Below are 25050 nucleotides of genomic sequence, written 5' to 3'. Positions count from 1 at the left end.
ATATATCAGAACCAGAAAATATTGGTTATTTGACTTAAAATCATTGCCCTCCTGCGTTACCACCGTATTGATCCGGCTGTGCAGATGTCGCAAATTCCTCCATTCTGGAAATCAGGCCGTTGGTTATAGTATACACCTGTACCCATTGGTTTTTAAGATGGGTACCATCCTGTTTGGAAATAAAATGTTCGTTCCCTAAAACCATTATTGTATTTCCTTGTTCTACAAACTGATTGATATTAAAATAAACAACATCCAGAGCATTAATGTTAAACTCAAAAAACATTCTTGCCTCCTCTTTTCCTTTGAATTTCGCCGCTGGCATTATCTGTGTACCGTGATAAATTAGTTCGGCATCATTTGAAAATGTTTCTATTACGGCATCTACATTTTTAGTCGCAAATGCGGCAAACATTTCATCTATTATTTGTCTTGCTGGTGTTGACATCATTTTATTTTTTTTAATTGATTAAATAGCAGATCACAAAAGTATAAAGGATATCTATAACAAAGAATATCACTTCCTTACAGGAAAGTGCTTTCCAACAGGGAAGCGGGTATACAAAAAAACAGATATTGACCTATATTTGTTATTAATAATAGTAAAATATGAATGATTCAGAACAGTTTATAGGCTTTTGCAGATTTAGAATTAATGCTGTGAAAGACAGTATGGATATCTTTACAGGAAAATGGAAAATACATATATTAGGCACATTATTGTATGGTGGAAAAATGCGATTTATGGATTTACAGCGTGAAGTAGCCGGTATCGGTTCCAAAATGTTATCCAAGGAATTGCAAGATATGGAAATGAATCATTTGGTTACCAGAACCGTAAAAAATACCAAACCGATAACCGTAGAATATGAATTGACAGAATTCGGCAAAACATTAGAGCCTGTAATTGATGCTATTGCACAATGGGGAATCGATTATAGAGAAACCTTATTTAGAAAGAAATCTAACCAATCCAGTGAATAGAAATGAATCCGGCAATGATATACTTTTATGTACCAAAATTTTAATTTCACTACAAAAAAATGATATGTCACAATGCTGTTTTGATGATCAGATAATAATCCTATTCCAAAAATGATTTGAACAATGGTATATTCAAGTATATCATTTGCATTATTATTAAACCTAACAGATTTCTAAAATCTGTTAGGTTTGGATATTCTTACTCCAAGACTTGCGGATAAGGGTCACGAAGATATTCTTGTCTTGATAATATACTGCAATATTATTTTATCTATATGGAACCGGTTTCTGATTATGATATTCGAAATTTCTTAAATATATAAAGGATAAATTTATTTACCCGTTACTAAAAATGTAAATGGCCTGTTAGCCAAGGCTCCATTTTGATCACCTGTTTTGATTCGGATTATGGAATTGCTGATGAAAGATACCTGAGCATTATCTGTTGTCCTAAGTAGTGCTCCTGCTCTGGTGGGATCAGGATTTTGCCCGCTGCTTACTCCACTTCCTGAACTTCCATACGCATCAATAATATTGACAGAAATACCATAAATTTGTGTAAATGTCGTATCAAACTTTATGTCGTATATTCCATTTGAAGGGTTTGAAATTCTGTATCCGGAACCTATCAGGGAGTTAATTCCACCTGCGATGGGAGTTAGGTTGGTATTGTTAAGTCCAACCGAATAATTGCCTGTAATTATGCTGCCCGCAGGAAGTGTTCCTCCGGAATTCTGGGCAAATCTTGCATAGATAGTCCCTCCAAGAAATCTTGTCGCATCTGCAGAAGAATTAATAATAGTGGTATTTCCTATAAAAGTCAGGTCCCACGTAGGATTTCCACCTGCAGAAGTATTGGTATTATTTACAATTTCAGCATAATTACCTGGTGGAATTGTATAATTTGCCATTCCGGTTAAGTCTGTTGATCTTATAAAATTACCATCAGAAGGCTGTAAGGTAAGATTGCTGGCAGATATGTTTTTTATTTTATAGATTCTTCCGGAAAATGAGGTATCCCCATTTCCCACTGGTGGTAAGGTAATTATTGCACCAGAGCTTCCTGTGTAGGAAATGAAATGGTCATTTTTGGTAAGTAGATACGAACTTGTGATTTCATTATATTTTGCTTCCAGTGAGCCGTTGACGGATAATGTAGAGTTTGGATTTGAAGTATTAATACCAACTTGAGCAAATACTAAGGTTGTAAAAGAAAAACAAAAAGTAATAAAAAATCTTTTCATATTGTTTAAATTGTTATGAGTGAATCTATTTTGGATTATGAATTGCATTTATTTCCCGGTCACCAGAAAAGTGAAAGGTCTGTTGCTAAGACCTCCGTTTGAGTCTCCTGTTTTAATACGTATGATGGAATTACTTATAAACGAAACTTGAGAGTTATCATTGGATTTAAGACTTGATCCTGTTCTTGTGGGATCCGGATTTTGACCAGCTGTAACAGAATTACCATAAGCATCTGTAATGTTTACAGAGATACCATAAATATCTGTAAAGAGGGTATCAAATTTAATATCAAATATTCCGGCAGAAGGATTGGATACGGTGTAGCCAGAGCCTAGGAGAGAATTAATACCTCCAATAGTTGGTGGTATATTAGTATTATTTGCTCCTACATTATAATTTTCATTGATGGTTTTTCCAGTTAGTGTTCCGCCTGTATTTTGGGCATATTTAACATAGACTGTTCCTCCCAGAAATCGAGTTGCATCGGTAGATGAGTTAATAACTGTTGTACTGGCAATAAAAGTAAGATCCCATGTTGCAACCCCTGCTGCTGAAGGATTATTATTATTTACCACTTCAACATAATTACCTGGTGGAATTAAAAAGTTTGGTACTCCCGTTAAATCTGTTGATCTTATGAAATTTCCATCGGATGGTTGTAAAGTAATGTTGCTTGTTGAAATGTTTTTTATTCGGTAAAATCTTCCGGCAAAAGAACTACTTCCACTTCCGACCGACGGTAAAGTGATTATGGCATCAGAATCACCCGTATAGGAAACTAAAAAATCCATTTGAGTTAAAGTATAAGAATTTGTAATTTGATTATACTTACCTTCCAAAGAACCGTTGACAGATAATGTAGAATTTGGATTTTTAGTATTTATGCCTATTTGTGCGAAAATAGAACCCGCAGATAAGAACCCATAAATAATAATAATTTTTTTCATGTTTCTATATTTATAGTATAATATTATTTAATGTCAAAATAAGATGTTATAGTACTAGCTGTGTCGTAGTTATCTGCCTTACGATATTACAGATTCTTAGTGCATATTCATCCTGTAATTTTTGAGTAGAAGAGTATTAACCCCGACATTTCTGGAGGATGTTATAATAAAATCCTTTACCTGCTGCACTGATAACTTTTACAAGGTGTAAGAATCGGAAAAAATTAAGTTTTCTTACATTTTAATAGCCGATGCGCAGGGAACTTTTGTCCGGTTCATTAAAATCATTTGATGTGGTTAGAATCATGTTTTTCATTTCATGGTAAAGCAGTAAGAAGCATTTAGAAAAGGAGTACTTAAAATCTTCAATAGACAACTTCACAGATCTTAAGGTATGCATTTTTACGGATGTTCTTTTAAAAAATTCCTGAACTTGTTTTGCCGATATAAAGATTGTGTAAAGTTTAACTCTAAAAGCTCAGAGTAATCTTTATGAGTCTAATTTTCATACAAGATAAAAATTACTAAATTTTTTTTCTCAAGATATTTGTTTTTGTGGTTTGGTTTTTTCATAAAAAATCTGAATTATTCACTACTGTTGGATTTTTTATTATTGCAAATATATAGATAATTTTTAAAAATGGATTTTTTTTATTTCATTTTTAAAATTTCGTAAATAAATACTGTTTATGAGTGTTTTTGATGTTTTATTTTCATTAAATAACAGTGACTGTAGATTTGAATGTGCTAAAAATTTTAAGTTCACTATACAATAGGTGGTATCGTAATTTCGCATAGATTATTTATAATGAACCAACACCCAAAACGCTCTATACAATGGTACATTCAAGTATATCGATACTATGAATCTTATTCAAAAATTTATAGTTAATCGGAACGCAAATTCTTCTATGTTGTATTGAAAAAAAACAACATAAAATAATTATTTGTTTTAATTGTTTGTTAATTGTGTTTAATATTTTTTAGTTTTGCTATTGAATATATCATTATTTAGTGAATATATTAATTTAAGTATGTATTTTAACTGAAAAATTAATTTATGCCCTTTTCCCATCACAAATGTTTTATGATAGCTCTTTTCATATCAGCTTTTTTCGATTGTAATAATAAAATTCCGAATTGGAAAACTGAAATTGCCAGACAAAAAGAGATAAGTGTAAGTGAGGCAGAAAAATCCATTACAATAGGTTTGAATATTATCAAAAATTGTAATAATGACAGTATAAAGGCTCACAGCTATTCTACATTAGGACTTTCATATTACAGTATTGGTGACTACCTCAATTCTTTCAGAAATTGTCTGAAAGCTCAGGAAGAACTTTCTAAACATAAAATATCAACGGATCAGATCGTTTATAATAATATGTGCCTTATCGAAACGTATTATCGGATAGGGCTGATCGATAGAAGTGTATCTGAAATTAAAAAAACAATTGCGCTCATCGAAGAAAAAGAGCCGGAAAATAATAGTTTGAAAGGAATGATTTATGCGGTGTATGCCAATATTTTATTAGATCAGAAAAAATACAAAGAAACACTTTTACAGTATTCTAAAGCTTTACAATATTTCAATAAAGTAAATGATCCAAAACAACTGGAGACTAAAATGAATTACATTACCCAACTCAACTCAGAGACCAGTAATGTTTACATGCTTCTTAACGACTTCAAGAAAGCCGAAATCTATGCTAATAAGGCTGATCAATTAATGACAACCAGTACTAATTATTATATTTCCCTGATAAATAATATAAGATTAGGGACCATCTATTCCAGAACAAATAGACCACAGGAAGCTATCAAAATACTGGAACCTTTAAAAGATGATAAAAATATAGAACCTCCTTTTCAACTTGATATTCATGAAAGCTTATATCATGCCTATAAAGAAATAAGGGATGATATAAAATCAGAGAGAGAAAAACTGGCAATAGTCTCGGTCAGGTCCTTAATGTCCACACAGCAGTCTCAGGCATTGAAAGATATACTTGTTAAAGTTGACAATGAATTAAACCGAAAGGAACAACAACATACTTTTTTACAGATTATCACCGTAGCTGGGGTTTTATCATCTTTAATCATCACCTATCTTCTATTCAGAAAGTATAATGTTAGGCTGAGAAAAGAAGGAGAAAGATATCAGGAGATCATCACCAATTTAGAGTCTCAAATACATAATAAACTGCCAGTAGAAGTTTGTAAGAAGATAAAAAATGAAGGGGCGTGTAAGTTGGAATTTACTAAAACCGAATTAGATATTATTGAAAGATTAGATAAGTTTGAAGCGAAAAAAAGGTTTTTGAAGAAAGATCTTACCTTAGCTGTATTGGCTGTGGAATTAAATACCAATGCCTCGTATCTGTCAGATATAATTAACAGATCAAAGAATAAAAATTTTAATACATATATCAATGAACTAAGAATTGATTATATCATAAAAGAGATTTGCAGTGATTCAAAACTCCTTAATTATAAAATCAGTCACCTGGCAGATATTTCCGGGTTCAATTCACATAATACTTTTGCTTTAGTTTTCAAAAAAATTACAGGTATATCGCCTTCTACGTTTATCGAACAAAGGAAAGCTGAAACCGAAAAATCAATGATTTACAAATAAATTATGCTGAAAATCAATTTGTTAATACTTTTTCACGTTCATCAAATATAAGCTTTTCACACCTGAAACATTTTTTATTTTCATTTTATGACATAATATTACGGTAAACAATAACCATAAAAACAAAATATTAATGACCAGAAAAGCGATTTTATTGTCGTTGTTAATTTCAGGATTAACTACGGCTCAAGTGGGTGTCAATATTGCAGAACCTAATACAACACTTGATGTCTCTGCAAAACGAAATTCAGCTAATGTTTTAACTGACACAGCTCAAACTTATGGATTGCAGGCCCCCAGATTAACCAGGGCAGAACTAGCTTCTCTCACTGCACCTTATGGGACCAATCAAAACGGCGCATTGGTATACATTACTGATATTACTGGTGGAGATGCTTTAGGTCAGCGTATTAATGTCAACACTATAGGATATTATTATTTTGACGGAGCATTATGGCAGAAAGTCGCAAATCAAAATATCTACTCCAATGATGGTACTATTGCGAATCCATTTCGAACGGTTAGAATGTATACCAGTACTGCTTCTAAAATTGGTTTTAATGCTAGTTTTAGTGGTACCAGTACTAGTCAAAAAACACGTATGCCAACTTTTTCATTTCTAGGTGGGGAAGTAAACAATATGGTATTTCAAAATGGATCATCGTTAAGTACTGCTGATTATAAATTTGAATCGACAGGGGCTTTATTTTCTAATAGCACAGTAGGCTTTTATCCTAAATACAGTTACCTCTTCTCAAGTAATTTTAGCGATGTAGCAAGGCTTTGGCAGATGATGACGGGGAGAGCGGCGAATGGGACTGAAACAAATGATCTTTTTATAGGAGGGATACCCGACAGTAAAATTGTTGCAAATCCCGGGACTATTTCTTTCGTAGTTGATGCAGATCTGAATTTAAATAATTATGCCTTTGATAATTCAACTACACCAATGGTTATCAATGGAACGGGTACAGAAATCAGCGCCGGTGTTTATAGATCAACGGTGACAATAAATAATACCGACCTGTATTTAACTAATTTAGAAAATGTAACTCCATCAACTGAAGCAGCAGGTCAGGTTTTAACATTAATCCAAAACCCCAGCGACATAACTAAGGTAAAAGCAGTGTGGAGAACGCCCGGTACTTCTGCATCTCAAAGCCGTGCTATTGTCAGAACTACTCAAAACCGTACCATTTTAGATACTGATGAAATTGTTGTAAACGATGCCGCTGTTCCTGTTACCTATACTTTTACTTCTTCCTATCCGGCAGGTAAATCGCTTCTTATAGTCAATAAAAGTACACAAGATATAAGTACAGATCCTCCGGTGGGCGGTTCTATAATGTCTGATAATAATACTTCCATACAGATTAATACATCTGCAGAATATATTCATTTAGGTTCTGGAGAATGGATTAGGGTGAATGCTAACTGATCTTAGTCCGGATAAAATAATAAAAATTCCCTGAGATGAAATATGAGTTGCAGAATCGATTGTATTATATGTAAATGAATGTCTAGTAATGAATTAATGCAATTGATCCAAATATTCACATCCATGTTGCTTTTTAACAATATGAATGAATTACACAAAATAAATTAGTGAGATTTATTAAAATTAAAATTTATATTCTACTGAGAACTGAAATATTTGCTTATATAATTTTGTAGATGATTCTAAAAATCAAATAAGATGAAACTTTCTTTTTCCCATACTTTTTTTTAATACTAATAGCTTGGAATTAACACATCCAAAAATTTAGATATAGTAATGATAAGTAAATGGTCAGGATATAGTAGAAAATTTTAATCTGCTCAGCTCTATTGAATCAATTATACTTCGTTTCCTGAAGATAAAAATGATTTCTCTATCGGTGCAAAATACAAAAAATCTCTGGTACAGATTGTACTGCGTTGGTCAACCTAACGTGATTTTGTGGTGATTCCAAAATCAGTTAAGAAATGACATTTGATTGAAAAAATGGACGTCTTTAGTTTTGAGCTTTCTGCTGCAGATAGATTAAATATACTTGCTTTGGATACCAAAGTAAGTATGTTTTTTAGCCAGAGATACTTTTGCCATTGACTTTTTGATTTGTTATGATATGTTCTATGGCAAGATGCAGGCATCCTAAATTTATTAAAGCTTATGAAAAGGCATCCGTTGCTTACCTTAATTAAAATAAGTAACTGGATTCAGCTGTTGGATGTTTTAAGCTCCCATGATTAGAGATATTCCCATTGATATTTTATCAGCTATAATGTCTTGTCCATCGAAAGATACAGCTGAAAAACAGTAAATAAAGCAGTAACAAATTTAGTATTAGTAAGCAGAATACCAGGTTCAATAATATTAATCCAAAAACTAAAACAATGAAAAACCAAACCATTCATGAAAATGTTAATGATGATTTTCGCATTCAGCAAAGTCAATTCAAAAATGTGATGTCTATTTTTAAGACAGTAAGTCAATCTATTCCAAAGAAGTTAGCTTTAATTTCAGAGAATGGATCTCTTTCGTATCAGGAGCTGGACCGTCGGTCTGATGAGCTAGCGGGGCACCTTCTTTCCTTGCCGCTGAGAAAGGGGACATCGATAGCAGTCTGTATGCCTCAGTCTGTGGAAAGAATTATCTCTTTTTTAGCGGTACTCAAAATAGGTGCTGCCTATATTCCTATCGATGCGCAGTTACCGGAAAGCAGGATAAAAATGATGATTGAAGATTCCCAAGCGGAACTTATCATCACTGAAAACACCTATATTGAGAAGTTTTCAGAAACGGCCATCAGATTGTTAAACATAGATCAATGGAAAGCTAAGCCAATGGAAGTGAGTACTGAGATTATGAATCCTGATGATATCAATCCAATGCAGACTGCGTATATCATTTATACATCTGGTAGTACAGGAGTACCAAAAGGCGTTGAAATTCATCATGAAGCTTTCTGTACTTTTGTGCAATCTTTTACGGAGCTCTGGGGTTTTTCCAGTAAGGACAAAACTCTTCAATTCAGCTCCATAGGCTTTGATGTGTCCATCATTGATATCTGGATACCTTTATTAACCGGCGCCACTATAGTTTTGTATCCTGATAATAAAATTATTGGAAAGCCTTTGTTAGATTTTATTATTGATCATAAAATTGATACTGTTCCGTATCTTCCTCCTGCGGTATTAAGTACACTTCCTACGGATATCCCTATCGGATCTCTTCATACTTTATCCATTGCAGGGGAGGCTCCTTCGGAACAAACGGTGAAGAACTGGTGCAGTCGTGTTCGGCTCATTAATGTCTATGGTCCTACAGAAACCACAGTAAGTGTTGTGAGCCATCAGTTTCAAGAAGAAGATACAAACCCTCACCTTATAGGAAAGCCTCTAAGCAGCGCCCAGATATACATACTGGATAAAAATCTTGAACAAGTAGATCAGGGGATCACCGGAGAAATATATATCGGTGGAAAACAATTGGCAAAAGGGTATATCAATAGGCCTCTTGAAACTTCTGAAGTCTATATTGAAGGACCGGAATGGATGAAATCTGCCTATGGAACAGATTACCGGTTATATAAATCAGGTGACCGGGCATTTTGGAGAAAAGACGGCAATATTGAGTTTGTAGGAAGACTCGATGACCAGGTTAAGTTAAGAGGCTTTAGAATTGAACTGAAAGAAATTGAACACCATATCGGACAGCTCGCACAGGTTGCCAATGCAGCCGTAAAAGTCCACCGTCCGGAGCATGGAATGCCCATGCTTGTTGCTTTTCTTGAGCTTTACGATACTGATAAGGAACACATAACGTTAGAAGACATACGCGGAAGATTAAAACAAAGTCTTCCTACTTATATGCTTCCCGAAAAAATTGTTCTTTATGATAAACTTCCACTCACTTTAACAGGGAAGATTGATAAAAGCAAACTCCATATTCCGCTACAGCAAGCAGCTAAAAAGGCCAAGGAAAAGGTTGAAGCTTCAGATCTTAAGCAGGAGATGACCGAAATCTGGATGGATCTGCTTAATCTGAATGAAATTGACGAAAATGACAACTTCTTTGAATTGGGAGGGCATTCTTTAATGTTAGCCCAAATGCACGATCGTCTGCCATTAAATGTCCGGAAAAAAGTTTCATTACCAGAACTGTATCGTTTCCCAACAATTAATCTCTTTGTAACAGAAGCCCAAAACCGTTTGATCCAGAGTGAAGTCACGCAACAGCAAAAGGCCCGCTTGGTAGAAGAGCAATTATTAAAAGATTCTGAATTGCCTTTTGATTTCGAAATTACAGAACAACCCAATCCTCAGGTCCTGGCCAATCCTTCTAGGATCTTTCTTACAGGCGTTACCGGATTTGTTGGCTCACATCTTTTAGAAGAACTTATCCCCAAAAATCCTGATGCCATCATATACTGCCTTGTGCGCGCCGAAAATGAAAAGCTTGGCATGGAACGCATCAAAAGTACATTCTCAAAGTTCAGGTTGGTATGGAAAGCAACGTACGAAGACAAAATAAAAATTGTATTGGGAGATCTTACGAAGCCCAATCTTGGAGTTGAGGAAAATTTATACCAGGAGCTGCAAAAGGAAATGGAAGTCATTTATCATATGGGCAGCGATGTAAGCTATGTTCAACCGTATGAGCATATCAAAAAGCCTAATGTAGATGGCATGGCCAATATACTGCATCTGGCAGTAAGTGGTAAAATTAAGTTTCTTATCATTTCATCTTCAATGGGGGTTTACAGCTGGGGCAGAAGTTTTACAGGAAAAACGTGGATGACCGAAGATGAGCCAATAGAGCAGAATCTTCCTGCTGTATGCCGCGATATGGGATATATACGAAGTAAATGGGTAATGGAAAGTATGGCTTCCAAAGCTCGTGATAAAGGACTTCCTGTGATTAATTTCCGTTTAGGCTTTGTAGTATGCCACGGAGATACCGGTGCAACACCTTTGAATCAGTGGTGGAGCTCTTTAATGCGTTCCTGTATAGAGTTAAAAGCATTTCCCCTGGTGATGGGGCTGAAAGATGAGGTTGTTACTGTTGATTACGTTTGTAAAGCCATTGCCCATATTAGTCAGAAACCGGATGCCATAGGATTGAATTTTAACCTTAATCCTTTGCCGGAACACGATCTGTCGCTTACAGATTTTTGTGTACGCATAAGCGACTACTGCGGTTTGGAAATGAAAGGTATAGATTTTCAAAAATGGTTTGAGCATTGGAGACGAAATCAGGAACTGCCAATTTATTCCCTGCTTTATTTATTTACCGATGATGTTCATGAGGGTAAATCTCTCGTAGAATCCTATGAAAACACCTATTACTTTAAAAGCGATAATACAGAGCGTTTTTTAAAAGATACCGATATCCGGCCTGCCGTTTTTAACAAGAAAGTAATAGAAGCTTATCTTCGTTTTATGAAGATGATTTAATGTATTGTAGCCTTAAAGTTGGTTATGTTTCCGTATCGGTCTGTTTTGAGATTTGAAATTGATGATCAGTAACCACATTGATAGGTCAACACATCTATAATATGGTGAATTGAGAAATGATTTTCACTAAAAATAATTTACTAATTTGTATAAAATTAAATGTAGGATTTAGTAATTATAAAAACGGCGCCACTTTACGACAATTGTCGCCGTTTGACTTTGTATGACCAAGATGAGCGTATCTACAAATACTTTTATCAAAGATTGGGTTCGTTTGAGTCAAATCTTGTTGAAAATCCTCTTTTATCTCTACCTGATGAGGTAAAATAAATTTTTCCAGTTTATATTTGCTTATGAGTTACAGCGATTAGTTCTTTTAAGAGCAATCCAAAATTGCTGTTTTTTTGTAAATTTGTTTGTGAAAAATAAAGTTAAAACTCACTTATTGTTGATTTTTTTAACTTATCTTTAACGAAAATAACATTTGAAAAGAATTTGTGGATCTGGATATTTTTTTAATTTACATTACAGCACAAGTTGGTATAGATACGGAAATCAAAAATGGTCAAATCAAGTTGGGGTATTACACAAAACAGGTACTTTAAATAATATTAATAATATAATGCAAAAAATTATTTTTCTCTTTATTTCATCGATGGTCTTTTCCCAAAACGTCGGAATCAATAATGTCACACCTTCAGCAACATTGGATATTATATCATCTGGAAGCACGAATGCAACAAAGGCATTGAGAGTTTCGAACTCAACTTCTACAGAAATTTTTACCATACAGAATGATGGTAATGTAGGTATCAATAGCCCCTTGGCAGCTTCTAATACTGCGCAGCTAAATATAAATTCCGGAGCTCTTACAAAATCTGTATTAAAACTAGAAAATCTCAGCAATACGAAAGATAAAACGATATCCTCAGGCGTAAGTTATAACCAGTTCAGCAATTTGGTTGTGGATAATAATGGAAATGTATTTAAGCAGTTTGATATAAGAACTACCAATGCTGCAGCTTCAATATTTGACGGATCGTATACTGCCACGTCAGCTGCTGCTACCCTTACTAACCTTTCCGGAGGAAATGTTATCCGGTTTCAAATATTAACTCCTGAATTTACATTAGGAACAGGTGATGTAGTATATGCTGATATTACATGGACTCGTAATACGGGGTTTGTAGTAAGTAATTATGGATATGATAATTCTTCTGCAACAGTCAATCCCATGACAATAATGGGAGTAGGAACGAATAATCTGACATTCGACTTTTTAAATGGTACAGACTTAATCTTTTCTGTAAATTTAACCGGAAGTGTTGGAGCAGGTTCCAATATGGGGACTTTAAATTATAGCATTACCGGCTCCGGGGCAACTTCAGTTCCTTTTAATGTATATTACAGCTTTAAATCAAGATAGTTATGAAAGATATCTTTATCATTGGCTGCTTTCTTTCCGGAAGTTTTATTAATGCACAGATGGGCAATTTTGGAATCAATACATATACGCCTGCCTCAAAAGTTGATATTGTCTCTAAAGATAATTCAGCTTCTACAAAAGCTTTGAGAGTTTCTAATTCCGGCTTAAAGGAAGAAGTGACACTTTTAAACAATGGTAACTTTGGAATTAATTCGGTTTCGCCAATTGCTGAATTAGTTGTTAATGCAGGATCTAATACAAAATCTGTTTTAAAGATTAATACATTAAGTACAACAAACGGTAAGCAAAATACAGGCATCAATTATAATATATTTTCGCCTTTAATTTCGGATGAAAGTGGACAAGTAATCAAGCAGTTTGATTTGAAAACGGCCAGTTCCAATGCCATAACTTTCGACGGAAGCTATACAAATAGCGGAGCAACCAATAAGATATTATGTTCTGTGAACTCCGGTAGTATCCTGGGATTTACCGTCTATACAGGTTTTGTTCAAGGACAAAATGGGGTAGGCGTAGTTAAATATGCAACGGTTACATGGTCTAGAGGATCAGGATTTATAATAAGTTCTAAAGGCCATGACTTTGGGAACAATAACTCTAATTCATTAAACATTACAGGATCAGGGACCAATATACTCACTTTTGATGTTCAGACAGGTGATGATCTTATTTTTGAAGTTACCGGAGGAAATCTTGTTTACAGAGAGGTTGACTCAAGTACCGGAACCGGGAGAAATGAATCATTTAATATCATAAAAAGCTTTAGAACAAGATAGAAGTTAATATTCAGCTACATCTGTAATCTTTATTGCAGCTTTTTTTTAACTTGCCGGTTAATCAGAACCCAGATACTGCAATTTTTCTGTACAGAGACAAATATAATAAAGTTGTAGAACATACTTTAAGCCGGAGCCTTTCTCCAATAATGGTTTCGGAGTATAAGAAGCAGTTCCGGGGATAAAATAGTGCTGTAGCAGAAACTATGTGAATTCTTCAGATTAATACATCAACAATTCTCCGGTCAGTCTTACAGCAAAAAAGATGCGAGACCTTCACCCACTTTTTTCCTGATCACCTGGCTGTTCGGGGACTTGCATATTTGCCACGATACCAATGATAAATAAAGGTGATTTCTAAAAATAGATTGGCTCTTGTTCTGGGTAGATTTTCTTTTCCAATGATAAAAACGGCTCCTCATCTTTAGTTTCTTATACATCTTCTAAGCATATCTTCTTCGCTGCTCACCTGAAGATGCAGGTTGTATTTAAGTCATGAGAAAGAATGACGATCCCTCTTGATTTTTAATCAAAAAAATTTTGGTGTTTCGAATTTTAATCCCTCTGTTTAGTAAATTTTCTCCTATTTAAGCATATTGCTATTTAGGTGTCTTGTTTTTTTGATGAAGAACCTGGTAACAGATATTTTTTCCGAACCAGAATCCAAATTCTTTTCAACAATAATATATTTTCCATTGATAGAAGGCAGTGGAAGGAATCCCATGTTCTCGACAGATGTCTTTTGTAGCTTTCCAGATTGATATTCTTTCAGAATATTACTAATCTGATCTTCTGAAAAGTTGCTCTTTTTTAGAAGTTTTAGCAAACTAAATTTAATAATTTTAATTGATCTGAAAAACAGGCAATTTTACCTTCGCATCACTGCTGAAAAGCTGCGAATAATGAACGCTTCCTTTTACCCTTTTCCGGATTTATAGAAGTTCCTGATTAATCATTTGGTAAGGAAAAGTCATTTGCATAAATACAATAAATCCTAAATAAGTGATATTTACAGTATAAATACCCATTGCATAAAACCAGTATTTCTACATAATCGCTGTCTCCCTATTCGAAGTACCTTTAATACGTGGAATTTCACAATCACAAAATTTATTAACTAAAAAATTAAAACAATGGAAAACCAAGCCGTAAGAGTCATCAGCGAAGTGACAGCAAAAGCACAGGCAAACCCTGATTTTGCACATGAGTATGTAAACAACCCGAACAAAGTGCTTTCTGACGCAGGTATGCAAATCCCGGAGGGGATGAATATCCACGTTATTGTAGGAGCTCCGGCCAACTCGGAAATCCCTAACAGCACCAGTACAGATGTTTATCTGCTTTTACCACAGGTTAACGAAGAAATTAAAGATGAATCGCTTGCAACGGCGGCGGCTGCAAGCTGCCAAAGCACATCAAGTACCTGTGTTACTGTACCATCTTGTGTAAGTTGCGTATCAAGCGCATCTACAAATTCTTGCAGCTAATACATTTTGGAATAAATATCATTCCGTTCAAAAATCACAATGAGCCGGTTTAGATAAGCTTATTCCAAAAGGTCCGGTATAGCGGGAACCGGGTTATTCGGTTCCCGTTATAGCGGATTCATCCCTAGCGAATGGACAGGGTTTCTGATAGGCCCAATGCTATTTTGGTTTTCCCCGTTCATTTTCCGAAAAATCGTTTATCCTTATAAAAGAGATCAACATGCGTATCCCGAAATTTAAAGATCATATACACCCGATAGTTGTAGAAGACGACAAGCTTATTCTCAGTTCGGAATTTGGCCAGCAATTACTGACCGGCAAGTCGCTTATCCACGTAGCGAAGTACCTGGACGGTGTCAAAACTGTGGACGACATTATTCAGCATCTCGATGGTGTGGTTGATGCACCGCAGATTTTGTATGTACTGTCCCTGTTGAAAGAGAAAAAATATATTTTTGAAACCAAGAATAAATTAAGCGTTTCCGAATCTGCATTTTGGAGTTCTCTCGGTGTGGAAGAAGCTGTGGTACAAAGGAATAAGGAACAGGCTCGCGTCCGTGTCTATACTTATGGTACCGCCGAAAGTAGCAATTTTATCCGGCAGATGGATGCTGGAGGGCTTCCTGTTGTCGGGGAAGCGGAAAACCTTGCCGTAATCTTAACGGATGACTACCTTCAGGATGGCGTTCTTGAAAAGGCCAGGGATTTATGGTATCAAAACATTCCTTTCCTGATGTGTAAACCTAATGGGATAGAAATCTGGCTTGGCCCCATATTCAGACCCGGCAAGACCGCATGTTTCGATTGTTTGATACAACGCCTTATAGCCAACCGCGATGTTGAAGTCTACCTGAAAGAAACCGGTAAAATTAGTACCCCTCTCGTTGCAGCCAGCAGTTTACCTTCAACGATCGATACAAGCCTCAGCACGGCATTGACTGAACTTTTGAAATTTATCGTGCTGGGGCATAACGAGCAATTGGAAAATAAAATGCTGACGATCCATTACGGAACACTGGAAACCCATAAACACGTAGTGGTGAGGAGACCACAATGTAGGGTATGCGGCACACCAGATACAGACAGGATACCCGGAAATATTCAATTTCAATCCAGCCCGAAAAGCTTTATCGACGGTGGTCACCGGTCCGTTACCGCTGAAGAAACCTACAACCGTTTTAAACACCTCATCAGCCCGATAACGGGCATTGTCAATAAACTGGAACGTATTACAAACGGAGATGATGTACTGCAACATGTATTTATTTCTGGTCAGAATATGGCGATAAAAACCAATAATCTGCAATCGTTACGAAAGAACCTGCGAAGCAACAGTTGCGGCAAAGGCGTTACAGAAATTCAAGCCAAAGTCAGTGCAATCGGCGAAGCCATTGAACGTTACTCAGGTGTTTACAGGGGAGACGAGCCACGCCAACTAACCAGTTTTAAAGCTCTTGGCGATAAGGCCATCCATCCTAATGACTGTATGCTTTTCAGCAAAAAGCAAGTAGAAGACATGAATCTGTGGAATGCCCGCGAAAGCTTCTTTAACATAGTGCCCCTTCCTCTCGAAGAAAATGCAGTTATCGAATGGAGCCCGCTATGGTCCGTTACAAGAAATGAAGTCGTCTATCTGCCTACCGCTTATTGCTATTACAGCCATCCGGATAACGGCGGGGAACATTTCTTCTGCGCACCGGATTCCAACGGATGTGCTGCTGGTAATACACTCGAAGAAGCAGTACTACAGGGCTTCATGGAACTTATAGAAAGGGACAGTGTAGCGATATGGTGGTATAACAGGCTGAAGATGCCGGAACTTGACCTGGAAAGTTTTAACGATGACTATGCACTCAAACTTAAAGCCTATCACAAAAGCAGGAACCGGGATATGTGGGTGTTGGATCTCACCGGCGACAGCGGTATTCCTGCATTTATTGCCATCTCTGCCCGCAACGACCGTACCACTTACCAGGATATTGTATTTGCCCCTGCCGCGCACCTCGACCCAAGCATAGCATTACGACGGGCGCTGACCGAGCTGAACCAAATGATGCCTTCTATGGACGAAAGCCTCCCGCCGGGCCAATACCGGTATGACGACCCGGAAACCGTACATTGGTGGCAAACGGCAAACCTGGAAAATCAGCCTTACCTGGTACCCGATACACGACGTCCGAAAAGCACTGCGGATAGCTTTAATGTTCCCCGGTTTACAGATATAAAAAATGACCTTGACTATTGTGTTGAGGTTGTAAAAAAGATGGGACTTGATATGCACATCCTTGATCAAACCAGGCCAGACATCGGCTTGCATGTGGTAAAGGTTGTTGTGCCGGGTTTACGTCACTTCTGGGCAAGGTATGCCGATGGCCGTATATATGATGTGCCTGTAAAAATGGGCTGGCTTCCGGCCCCTTTAAAAGAATCGGAACTAAACCCGATTTCCATCTTTATTTAATCAACCGTTATCCAGATGACCATGGAAAATATCACAGCAAAGAAGTTAACGGAGCTTAAGCTCTCACTGAAACAGTACACCCGGGTCGAGGTAAAAGGACAAGATGGTCTGCTATTTGGTAACCAGGGAAATTTTTTCATGATCGAAAATCTACGTCCTTCTACACTTACTGCGTTAAAGCTCCTGGAAAATAATAAATATACAAAAACAGAACTGGGCAGCATTGCTTTTGAACAAGAGGGTTATGACGGGTTAAACCACTTAAACCTGTACCTCGGCAGACTTGAAAAAGCAGGTTATCTGGCTTACACATTGATGGAGGACCATACCGTTTTTTGCAGTTACGAACAGATGACTGGCACCACTGTTTTTTGCAGGGATCAAATCACCCAACGATTCCGACTTTCAAAGTTTGCCCTTATCCGCCGTGAAGAATCGCATTTTCTATTGGAATCAGCGCTTGGCCAGGCCAGGATCCTCATCTATGATCAGCGTATCCTGGGGCTTACTTCGCTACTATCCACTTTTACCACAACGGGGGCATTAAGCCGGGAGAAGCACATCAGTGCATCTACCCTTGAAGCTTTTATGACCCTGCTGCATACCGGTGACTTCCTGGAATTTGAGCCTGTTGTTAACACGCCTTCCCCAGAGGAATTATGGAATTTTCACGACCTGCTGTTTCATACCCGCACCCGGTACGGAAGACATAATTACAATCTGGGAGCGACTTATAGATTTATAAACCGTATTCTTCCCAAGAAGGCAAGCAGGGGAGAAGCAGGGACATTGGCGGAAGTTTACCTTTCCGTACCGGGTCCGGAAGAAATGCACCTATCGCAGTCACTGGATCACTGTATGGGGCAAAGACATTCTACCCGGGCCTATAACGGTCTCGATCTCCGGTTGCTGAGCATACTGTTATACCGCTGCTTGCGCATCAAGGGTAGTCACCCGTACCCGGTAGCCAACGCGGCAGGTGATACCGCGGAAATAGAAACATTAAGCGCGCCTTATCCTTCGGGAGGCAGTATGTACGAGCTTATATTTTACTTAACCATTTACGAATGTGAAGGGCTCGAACCCGGATTTTATCAATACAATGCGTTTGAGCATAAGTTATGCCTGTTGCAGCATAAAAACAAGGATACCGATACCATGATGTGGTATGCCAGGGCCTGTACCGGCAGTGAGCAGCTACCTCCCGCCGTTATTACCTTCGCCGCCGATTTCGAACGTATGTTCTGGAAATATGAAAATATGGCTTACGCCGCTATTCTGAAAAATGTCGGCGTGGTTTTCCAGACCCTGTACCTCGTCGCTACCGACCTCGGTCTGGGCGCCTGCGCGATAGGCAACGGTAATATTGAGACGTTCTGCAGGCTTACGAAAAAAACGGTCCTGCAGGAGAGTTCTGTTGGAGAATTTATTTTAGGAAACCATCTATAAATTAGAAAAACATGCAAAAGAGCCTGAGTTACAGAAACAGCTATCACGATAATCTACATCGTTATGCAGGTTTGAAGAGATTTTTTGAACGCTGGTCGGCCGATCCCGATTTCAAACAAGACCTGATCAACAATACAACAGAGACCCTGGAAAAACATGCCATACCGGTCACGCCTGATGACATAAAATACATGATCGATGAGCGAATAACAGAGTTGCCGCAACCAGTACAAACGATGTGGGAAATATCGAAGAGCAAGCAGGATCTCATTCAGTCATTTTACTTGTCTGAAAACCTGCCCAGGGATCGAGGCATGCTTGCCTGGAGGAATCGGCAGATCGCACGCCAGCGATTCGATCTCGGGCCTTTCTTTACGGATACTAATATTCACTCTTCCATGACGGTTGAGTTAACACAGGGATGCTCCGTAGGATGTTGGTTTTGTGCCCTGTCGCCGGATAGCTTTAAAGAAAACTACAATTACGATGACAACCGCGAAGAGTGGCTCGGACTGCTCGATACGATGCATTCCTTTCTTGGCGACGCTATGAAATCCACATTTCTTTACTGGGCCACCGAACCTTTTGACAACCCTGATTATGAAAAATTCTGCCTTGATGTTTATGAATCATGTGGGGTTTTCCCGCCTACCACTACGGCGGTAGCTCATAAAGATACAGAACGCATACGCCGTTTTATAAGGCTTTCCGCAGAGCATGGCTGCTGGCTCAACCGGTTTTCCCTCACCTCGCTCGGCATTATGAGTAAAGTTCATAAAGCATTTAGTGCCGAAGAGCTCGCTGAAGTGGAATGTCTGGCCCTCAATATGAATACCAGCTTTGCTTACGGAAATGCCGGAAATTTCAGAAAGAAAGCTTTGGAACGCCCGGAAATACTATCGCAGCAAGACAATAAGCTACGCAAAGCACCCTGGCATCGTTCTAACCCCGACTACGCCGGATCGGAAGAATATGCCAATGGCAGCATTTGTTGTGTAACCGGCTTCCTGATTAATGCGGTAAGCAGGAAGGTACAACTGATAAGCCCCACAACAGCATCAGATGAATGGCCTTTGGGTTATATCATATTTGCGGAGGCAACCTATGAAAATGCTGCCGGACTGGAAATGATCCTGCAGTCGTGGAGCACGGAGTATTTTAAGGAGAAGCTGCAGGATAATGACATCCTCCGCTTCCATCCCTGGTTGGGGGTAAGTGTGTCACCGGATCGTATCGAAATAAAAGGACGTTTTAATCAGAAGGAAATTATAGAAGAATCGGCCAATCCATCCCTGTACCATCTGATAAAGCAGATCACCGAAGCTCCGGCCAGACTTGCAGATATCCGGCAGTACGCGGCGGCTCACCTTTCCATCCCACCGCAAGTATCAGACTCATTAATTAACGAACTTTATAAAAAAGGCTTCTTTTATGGATGTTAACGAAATAATATCTCCCTCAGCAACAACAGCGCGCTTGCACCGGATTATTGCACTTGCCTGCTCTATTGATGAGCTGATGTCCGATAAGGCTTTTACCTGTTCGGAAAAGATACAAGGTTCCACACCCGCCATAGAGCAGGAGTGGGCAGATATAGTAGGTTATGGCGATGTGGCCAGATTAAATGCGTTCCTGGAGTTCATGGGTTGGGATCAAACCACCTTCTTACGTGCAGTTCAGTCCGATGTGATCGTTGACGATCCGGATTTGTTGCCGGACTGGGCCAGAGCGCTAAAAAAAGTTTTTCATCATCTTTCCGATTTTTGTACCATCCTGTCTCACCCCGGAAATAAGCAGGATAACTCCGTAGAAAGTATATTGCTTCCCTTCGTTAAAATGGCGGAAGCACATGTTATTGCTGAATCGGACAGGCTTGATTTAGGGATCACTTACCAGTCGGGTGCACAGATGGTGCAGGCTATTGGCCGCAGGCTGGTTACGCTTTCTGTTTCTGTACTGGATAACGAGATTTATCTCAACAGTATTATTCCTTCATTTGCCGCTGGTGATAAAACAGCAGACCTGGCAAGTTTTGAGGCATGGCTGCAACGTATCGAACATTACCCCGTTCTTGGCCGGTTACTAGCCGTTGCCTACACCAATTGGGCCGATAGTATCACCGAGTTTTTAGAACGTTTGTCGAGGGATAGGGCGATGATCGCCAAGACCTTCTTCAATACGGATAAGCTCGGTCTGCTTGTGGATTACTCCGGAGATGCGGGTGATGTGCATTGCAACGGAAGATCGGTGGCATTACTTACTTTTTCAGGCGGCAGGAAGTTGGTTTACAAACCCAAGAATTTACAGATCGCCAATAATTTTTTTGAATTGATCACAGAGCTGAATACCGTATTACCCCTGAACCTGGCTACACGCCGGATAGCGGTAATGGGCGACTATACCTGGGAGGAGTTTATCACGCATAAGGAATGCAGCGACACTTCAGAGTTCCCGGCTTTTTTCCGGCGGATGGGTATGCTTACCCGTTTGTTCCAGTTGTGCGGTGCCCGGGATTTCTGGCTGGACAACCTGGTGGCACACGGAGATCAACCTGTATTTGTCGACCTGGAAATGGTGATTCAGCATATAAAAGAATCAGGTAAAGACCTGCTACCGTCAGAGCAAAATGCATTACAGGAACTGGAAGAGTCCGTGATCAAAATCGGCATCATTTCTTTCCCTACGCCGATAGGCATGGGCGTAAAAGCCGAAGATCTGGGTACTCTGGCTGCCATCAAACCCTTTTCTTCTCCTTTCAAACTTTCGCTGGCCGCCGATAATAATATCAGCATAGGGATCAAGAAATCGGAGGCGGGGTATATTACCTGGGAAAAAACGGATTATCTGCCAAGTGTCAAGGGAGTATTTGCCCTTTCTTCGGATTATATGGAGGAGTTCCAGCAAGGTTATGCAGAAATGAATCATGCTCTGGTACGCTTAAAAGATAAGCTGCTGGCGGAAAACAGCTGTCTTCATCAATTCTCGGACGCTCTCCTGCGGTATATCCACCGCGATACCTGGACTTATATGCGTATTATCAAAATTTCTACGCATTCGCAAAACCTGGTCAGTGGTATCATCAGGGATAAATCATTATTCTCACTGTTCAAAGAAGTATGGGAAGACAATAAACTGAATGAGGAAAAAGCAACCATCCTGGCCAATGAGATTGTGTCGATGCGCCATCTGGACATCCCGCTTTTTACGGCCAAGGGCGGCAGCACACAACTGAAGGTGGATAAGACTGTATTTAACTATTTTGACCATAGCGCCCTGGATTTGATGATCGACCGTTTACGCTCGATCGATTCATTCGACATCAAAAAAAATCAGCAAATCGTTTCCAGCACCTTCTATTGCGGGGATCATGAAGCACCTGTAGGCGGCTATAAAGAAATAACCGGGCAGGTGCCAATTCCGGACTGGGCTGCACAGGCAAAGGCTTGTGCCTCTCTGATCATGAATCAAGCTATAAAAAGCCCGAAGGGTGATATGGCCTGGATAGGCCTGGATTATCAGCCACATATAGGGACTTATATGCTGGAGGTACTGAAGCCTGACCTGTTATCGGGTACCTGCGGTCTGAGCATGATGTTTATCGATCTTTACCGGGCGTATGGCCTGGAAGATTATAAAACCTATGCGTTGGGCAGCCTGGCCTCCACCTTATCCGTTGTGAAAAATTCTATAGCCAACTTCACTCACCTGGACCTGGTATGGGGCACTACAGACAAACCCTTATTACTTGGCGCTTATGCAGGGATCGGATCCCAGATCATCGCTCTGGAATATGCCGCGCGGCATTTGCAATCTGCCGAAGCCAGGACCGCTTTACAACTTTACGTCGATGCAATTCCCCTCCAGCAACTCCGGAAGTATACTTCCCCGGATTTTATCAGTGGTTACTCCGGGTTGCTGTTCAGTCTTCACGGGCTTAAACCGGCTGGGGAACTGGCAGAACTTACCCGGCATTCTTTCGAATCCAAAAGCGTTTTCCCGGGATATGCAAGACCGCTGGAGGTACTGCCTTCCTTAAAGCCGGGGTACGACTACCTCGACCAGATCATGAAGGGGCAATCCGGTAATTTTTCGTTCGGGCAAGACCCGGACATGGGGACTTTATTTACAGCTTTGGAGTACAGGTATGATCAAAACAGCGCCAATGTTTATCAAGCATTTCTGTCCCGGGATATCCGGCAGTTAACAGTACAACAGCTGATCGATTATGCAGAACTGGCGCTAAATCTATCTGATATTACCGGGGACAGACAATACCTCGTACAGGCAAATCATTTTGCTGCAGCGATCGTCTCCAGGAAAGAGCAAACAGGCCAATGGTTTGCCGATAGCTGGGCTTCCGATATACACCTGTTGTCCGTTATTCATGGAACGGGTGCATTATGCCATTTATTTTTAAGGTTAGACCAAGCCGGAAAGTTTGGTTCCTTCCGTCGTTTAAATTCTTTCAAAAATCTATAACCCAATGATAAATATAAATACTGAAACACCATCCATTGTTCGCCTGGACCCTTACTGGGACGCTTATTTTCGTTGGCCGGCCGACTATTTTCCCTTTAACCTGCCGGCTTGCTCTGTTGAAAAACACCAGTATGACCTTGATCACCAGAACGAAGCGACTGTTACCTGGGACATCAGCTATAACCTTGAGCTGGAATGTGGCCTGGTATCTGCAGAAAAGCATCTGCTTCATGATATGCAGCCGCGAAAAGGTAGGAGCGGAGAACATTTCCGTGTCACGCATCTCCTTAGCGAAGATCAGCTAAGCGGCCCGGTCGGGTTTACCTTTACCTGGGCCTTTTATATTCCCATGCCGGCGTATATGCCTAAGCATCCCATGGGGATAATACAGCTCGATCCGCAGGAACTAAAAGGAAAAAATACCGTAATCACAATCAGGGATACCAGACCCAAAAATCAATAGTTATGGCAGTTAAAATCGTTATTCCATCCAAAGCCTTTTTGCAGGATTTGGAGTCCAGGGGACAAAACCTCAGAAGTGCAGGCCCCCATCTTAATCTCCATTCAGCAAAAGGTAAAACCGCCCATATTCATGATCTTATTCAAAATGGGCCATATCAACAAAAGATGCGATCGGCACGTGCTGCATCCCGGTTGCAGGGCGTTTATCACACGCTCGATAATCTTTGTACTTTTATTATGGACGAAGAGCAGATCGATGAATCTTACTTCAAAGATACTTTTGGCGCCACGATCAGGGAAAATGTAGAAGTGGCATCGGTTACACCTGCAGAAATATCACAGGAGTCACAGGCAAAATTACCGGAATTCTGGCATAAGAAAAAGCTTAACCTGGATGGCAGCCTTACCGGGAGGAATATCAATGTAGGCGTTATCGACAGCGGAATTTACGCAAGTCACCAGGAGTTTGCCGGCAAGCAGATAACATTTGCAGAATTTGACAGTGTCGGTAGACTTGTAGGCACAACCCCGAAAGACTATGGTACTCATGGTACTCATGTATGTGGTCTGCTGGCCGGCAGAAATGCAGGGGTAGCACCGGATGCTTCGCTGACCGTAGCGGCCTGCCTTACGGAACGCGGTGGTACCGCAGGATACCTGGCGCAAATACTGGGCGGTCTGAATTACCTGCTTGAACAAGGCCGTGACAATGATACGCAGGCGGGAAGAGTACATCTGATCAATGCCTCCATAGAATCTGCATCTGGTTTTAATGATTACCTGCACGGTGCCCTGGACATGGCGCTTACAGATCCGGGCACTCTGATGATTGCAGCAATAGGCAATAACGGAAGCAAAGGAAAAAACAGCGATTCCAGCCCAGGTAATTATGATCTTACACTGGGGATCGGTGCCTTGGACGAAAATGACAAGGTAGCTTCTTTCTCCTCCTGGGGCACAGTAGCCCAGCTGGGCAATATCAACAAACCGGACATCAGTGCTCCGGGGGTCTGGCTGTACTCCAGCCTGTCAGGACCTGGGAACCAATACTTCAAACAAAGCGGCACCTCAATGGCTTCGCCGATAGCAGCAGGGATAGCGGCACTATTGCTGGAAAGGCAGCCCGAACTGATCACGCAACCGCTAAAGCTCAAAGAATTATTGCTTAATATGGTAATACCTTTGCAAGATACAGAGCGGGCCGGCAAAGGCAGAATCAATTTAAGCAGCTAAAGA

General features: G+C 39.5%; 16 protein-coding genes. 13 read left to right on the top strand and 3 right to left on the bottom strand.

Annotation, left to right across the window (positions count from 1 at the left end):
- Positions 1-40: 40 nt before the first annotated feature.
- On the bottom strand, positions 41-451 hold the full coding sequence (locus tag BUC06_RS19355; RefSeq protein ID WP_083564136.1) for a nuclear transport factor 2 family protein: 411 nt from the start codon (positions 449-451) through the stop codon (positions 41-43).
- 158 nt (positions 452-609) lie between these two features.
- Between BUC06_RS19355 and BUC06_RS19350 the strand changes: the two genes are divergently transcribed.
- Positions 610-984 (top strand): winged helix-turn-helix transcriptional regulator, encoded by a 375-nt coding sequence (locus tag BUC06_RS19350; RefSeq protein WP_073335646.1) that lies wholly within the window; start codon positions 610-612, stop codon positions 982-984.
- Positions 985-1316: 332 nt separating this feature from the next.
- Here the strand turns inward: BUC06_RS19350 and BUC06_RS19345 are convergent, their stop codons facing one another.
- Positions 1317-2228: a hypothetical protein gene (locus BUC06_RS19345; RefSeq protein ID WP_139263401.1), complete on the bottom strand. Its 912-nt coding sequence runs from the start codon at positions 2226-2228 to the stop codon at positions 1317-1319.
- Positions 2229-2276: 48 nt separating this feature from the next.
- Positions 2277-3176, bottom strand: coding sequence for a hypothetical protein (locus BUC06_RS19340; RefSeq protein WP_073335644.1), 900 nt, complete (start codon positions 3174-3176; stop codon positions 2277-2279).
- 1087 nt (positions 3177-4263) lie between these two features.
- On the opposite strand from BUC06_RS19340, the gene BUC06_RS19335 reads away from it, so the two are divergent.
- From BUC06_RS19335 to BUC06_RS19275, 12 genes are all read left to right on the top strand, one after another.
- A complete protein-coding gene (locus BUC06_RS19335) occupies positions 4264-5814 on the top strand; it encodes a helix-turn-helix domain-containing protein (protein ID WP_073335643.1) in 1551 nt (516 codons plus the stop codon).
- Between the two features lie 133 nt (positions 5815-5947).
- Complete coding sequence (locus BUC06_RS19330; RefSeq protein WP_073335642.1) at positions 5948-7252, top strand: hypothetical protein; 1305 nt, start codon at positions 5948-5950, stop codon at positions 7250-7252.
- A gap of 938 nt (positions 7253-8190) precedes the next feature.
- Entirely contained in the window at positions 8191-11253 is a 3063-nt protein-coding gene (locus BUC06_RS19325; RefSeq protein WP_073335641.1) for a non-ribosomal peptide synthetase, read from the top strand.
- Between the two features lie 622 nt (positions 11254-11875).
- Positions 11876-12679, top strand: coding sequence for a hypothetical protein (locus tag BUC06_RS19320; protein ID WP_073335640.1), 804 nt, complete (start codon positions 11876-11878; stop codon positions 12677-12679).
- A 2-nt stretch (positions 12680-12681) separates the two neighbouring features.
- Positions 12682-13476 carry a hypothetical protein gene (locus BUC06_RS19315; RefSeq protein ID WP_073335639.1) on the top strand — a complete coding sequence of 265 codons (795 nt, stop codon included), beginning with the start codon at positions 12682-12684 and terminating at the stop codon, positions 13474-13476.
- A gap of 1133 nt (positions 13477-14609) precedes the next feature.
- On the top strand, positions 14610-14963 hold the full coding sequence (locus tag BUC06_RS19305) for a hypothetical protein (RefSeq protein ID WP_073335637.1): 354 nt from the start codon (positions 14610-14612) through the stop codon (positions 14961-14963).
- A 220-nt stretch (positions 14964-15183) separates the two neighbouring features.
- Positions 15184-17424 carry a TOMM precursor leader peptide-binding protein gene (locus BUC06_RS19300; protein ID WP_073335636.1) on the top strand — a complete coding sequence of 747 codons (2241 nt, stop codon included), beginning with the start codon at positions 15184-15186 and terminating at the stop codon, positions 17422-17424.
- A gap of 21 nt (positions 17425-17445) precedes the next feature.
- Positions 17446-18873, top strand: coding sequence for a SagB family peptide dehydrogenase (locus BUC06_RS19295; RefSeq protein WP_167367437.1), 1428 nt, complete (start codon positions 17446-17448; stop codon positions 18871-18873).
- Between the two features lie 11 nt (positions 18874-18884).
- Complete coding sequence (locus BUC06_RS19290; protein WP_073335634.1) at positions 18885-20315, top strand: radical SAM family RiPP maturation amino acid epimerase; 1431 nt, start codon at positions 18885-18887, stop codon at positions 20313-20315.
- Entirely contained in the window at positions 20305-23352 is a 3048-nt protein-coding gene (gene lanM, locus BUC06_RS19285) for a type 2 lanthipeptide synthetase LanM (protein ID WP_073335633.1), read from the top strand. The genes BUC06_RS19290 and lanM overlap by 11 nt, the downstream gene beginning before the upstream one ends.
- Positions 23353-23356: 4 nt before the next feature.
- Positions 23357-23815, top strand: coding sequence for a hypothetical protein (locus tag BUC06_RS19280; protein WP_073335632.1), 459 nt, complete (start codon positions 23357-23359; stop codon positions 23813-23815).
- Positions 23816-23979: 164 nt separating this feature from the next.
- Positions 23980-25047 (top strand): S8 family peptidase, encoded by a 1068-nt coding sequence (locus tag BUC06_RS19275; protein WP_167367436.1) that lies wholly within the window; start codon positions 23980-23982, stop codon positions 25045-25047.
- Positions 25048-25050 lie beyond the last annotated feature (3 nt).

Origin of the sequence: Chryseobacterium carnipullorum (assembly GCF_900142785.1) — a bacterium.
Lineage (GTDB): Bacteria > Bacteroidota > Bacteroidia > Flavobacteriales > Weeksellaceae > Chryseobacterium > Chryseobacterium carnipullorum.
The sequence above is the reverse complement of the archived record's forward strand: the minus strand, read 5'-3'. Positions and strand labels throughout refer to the sequence as shown.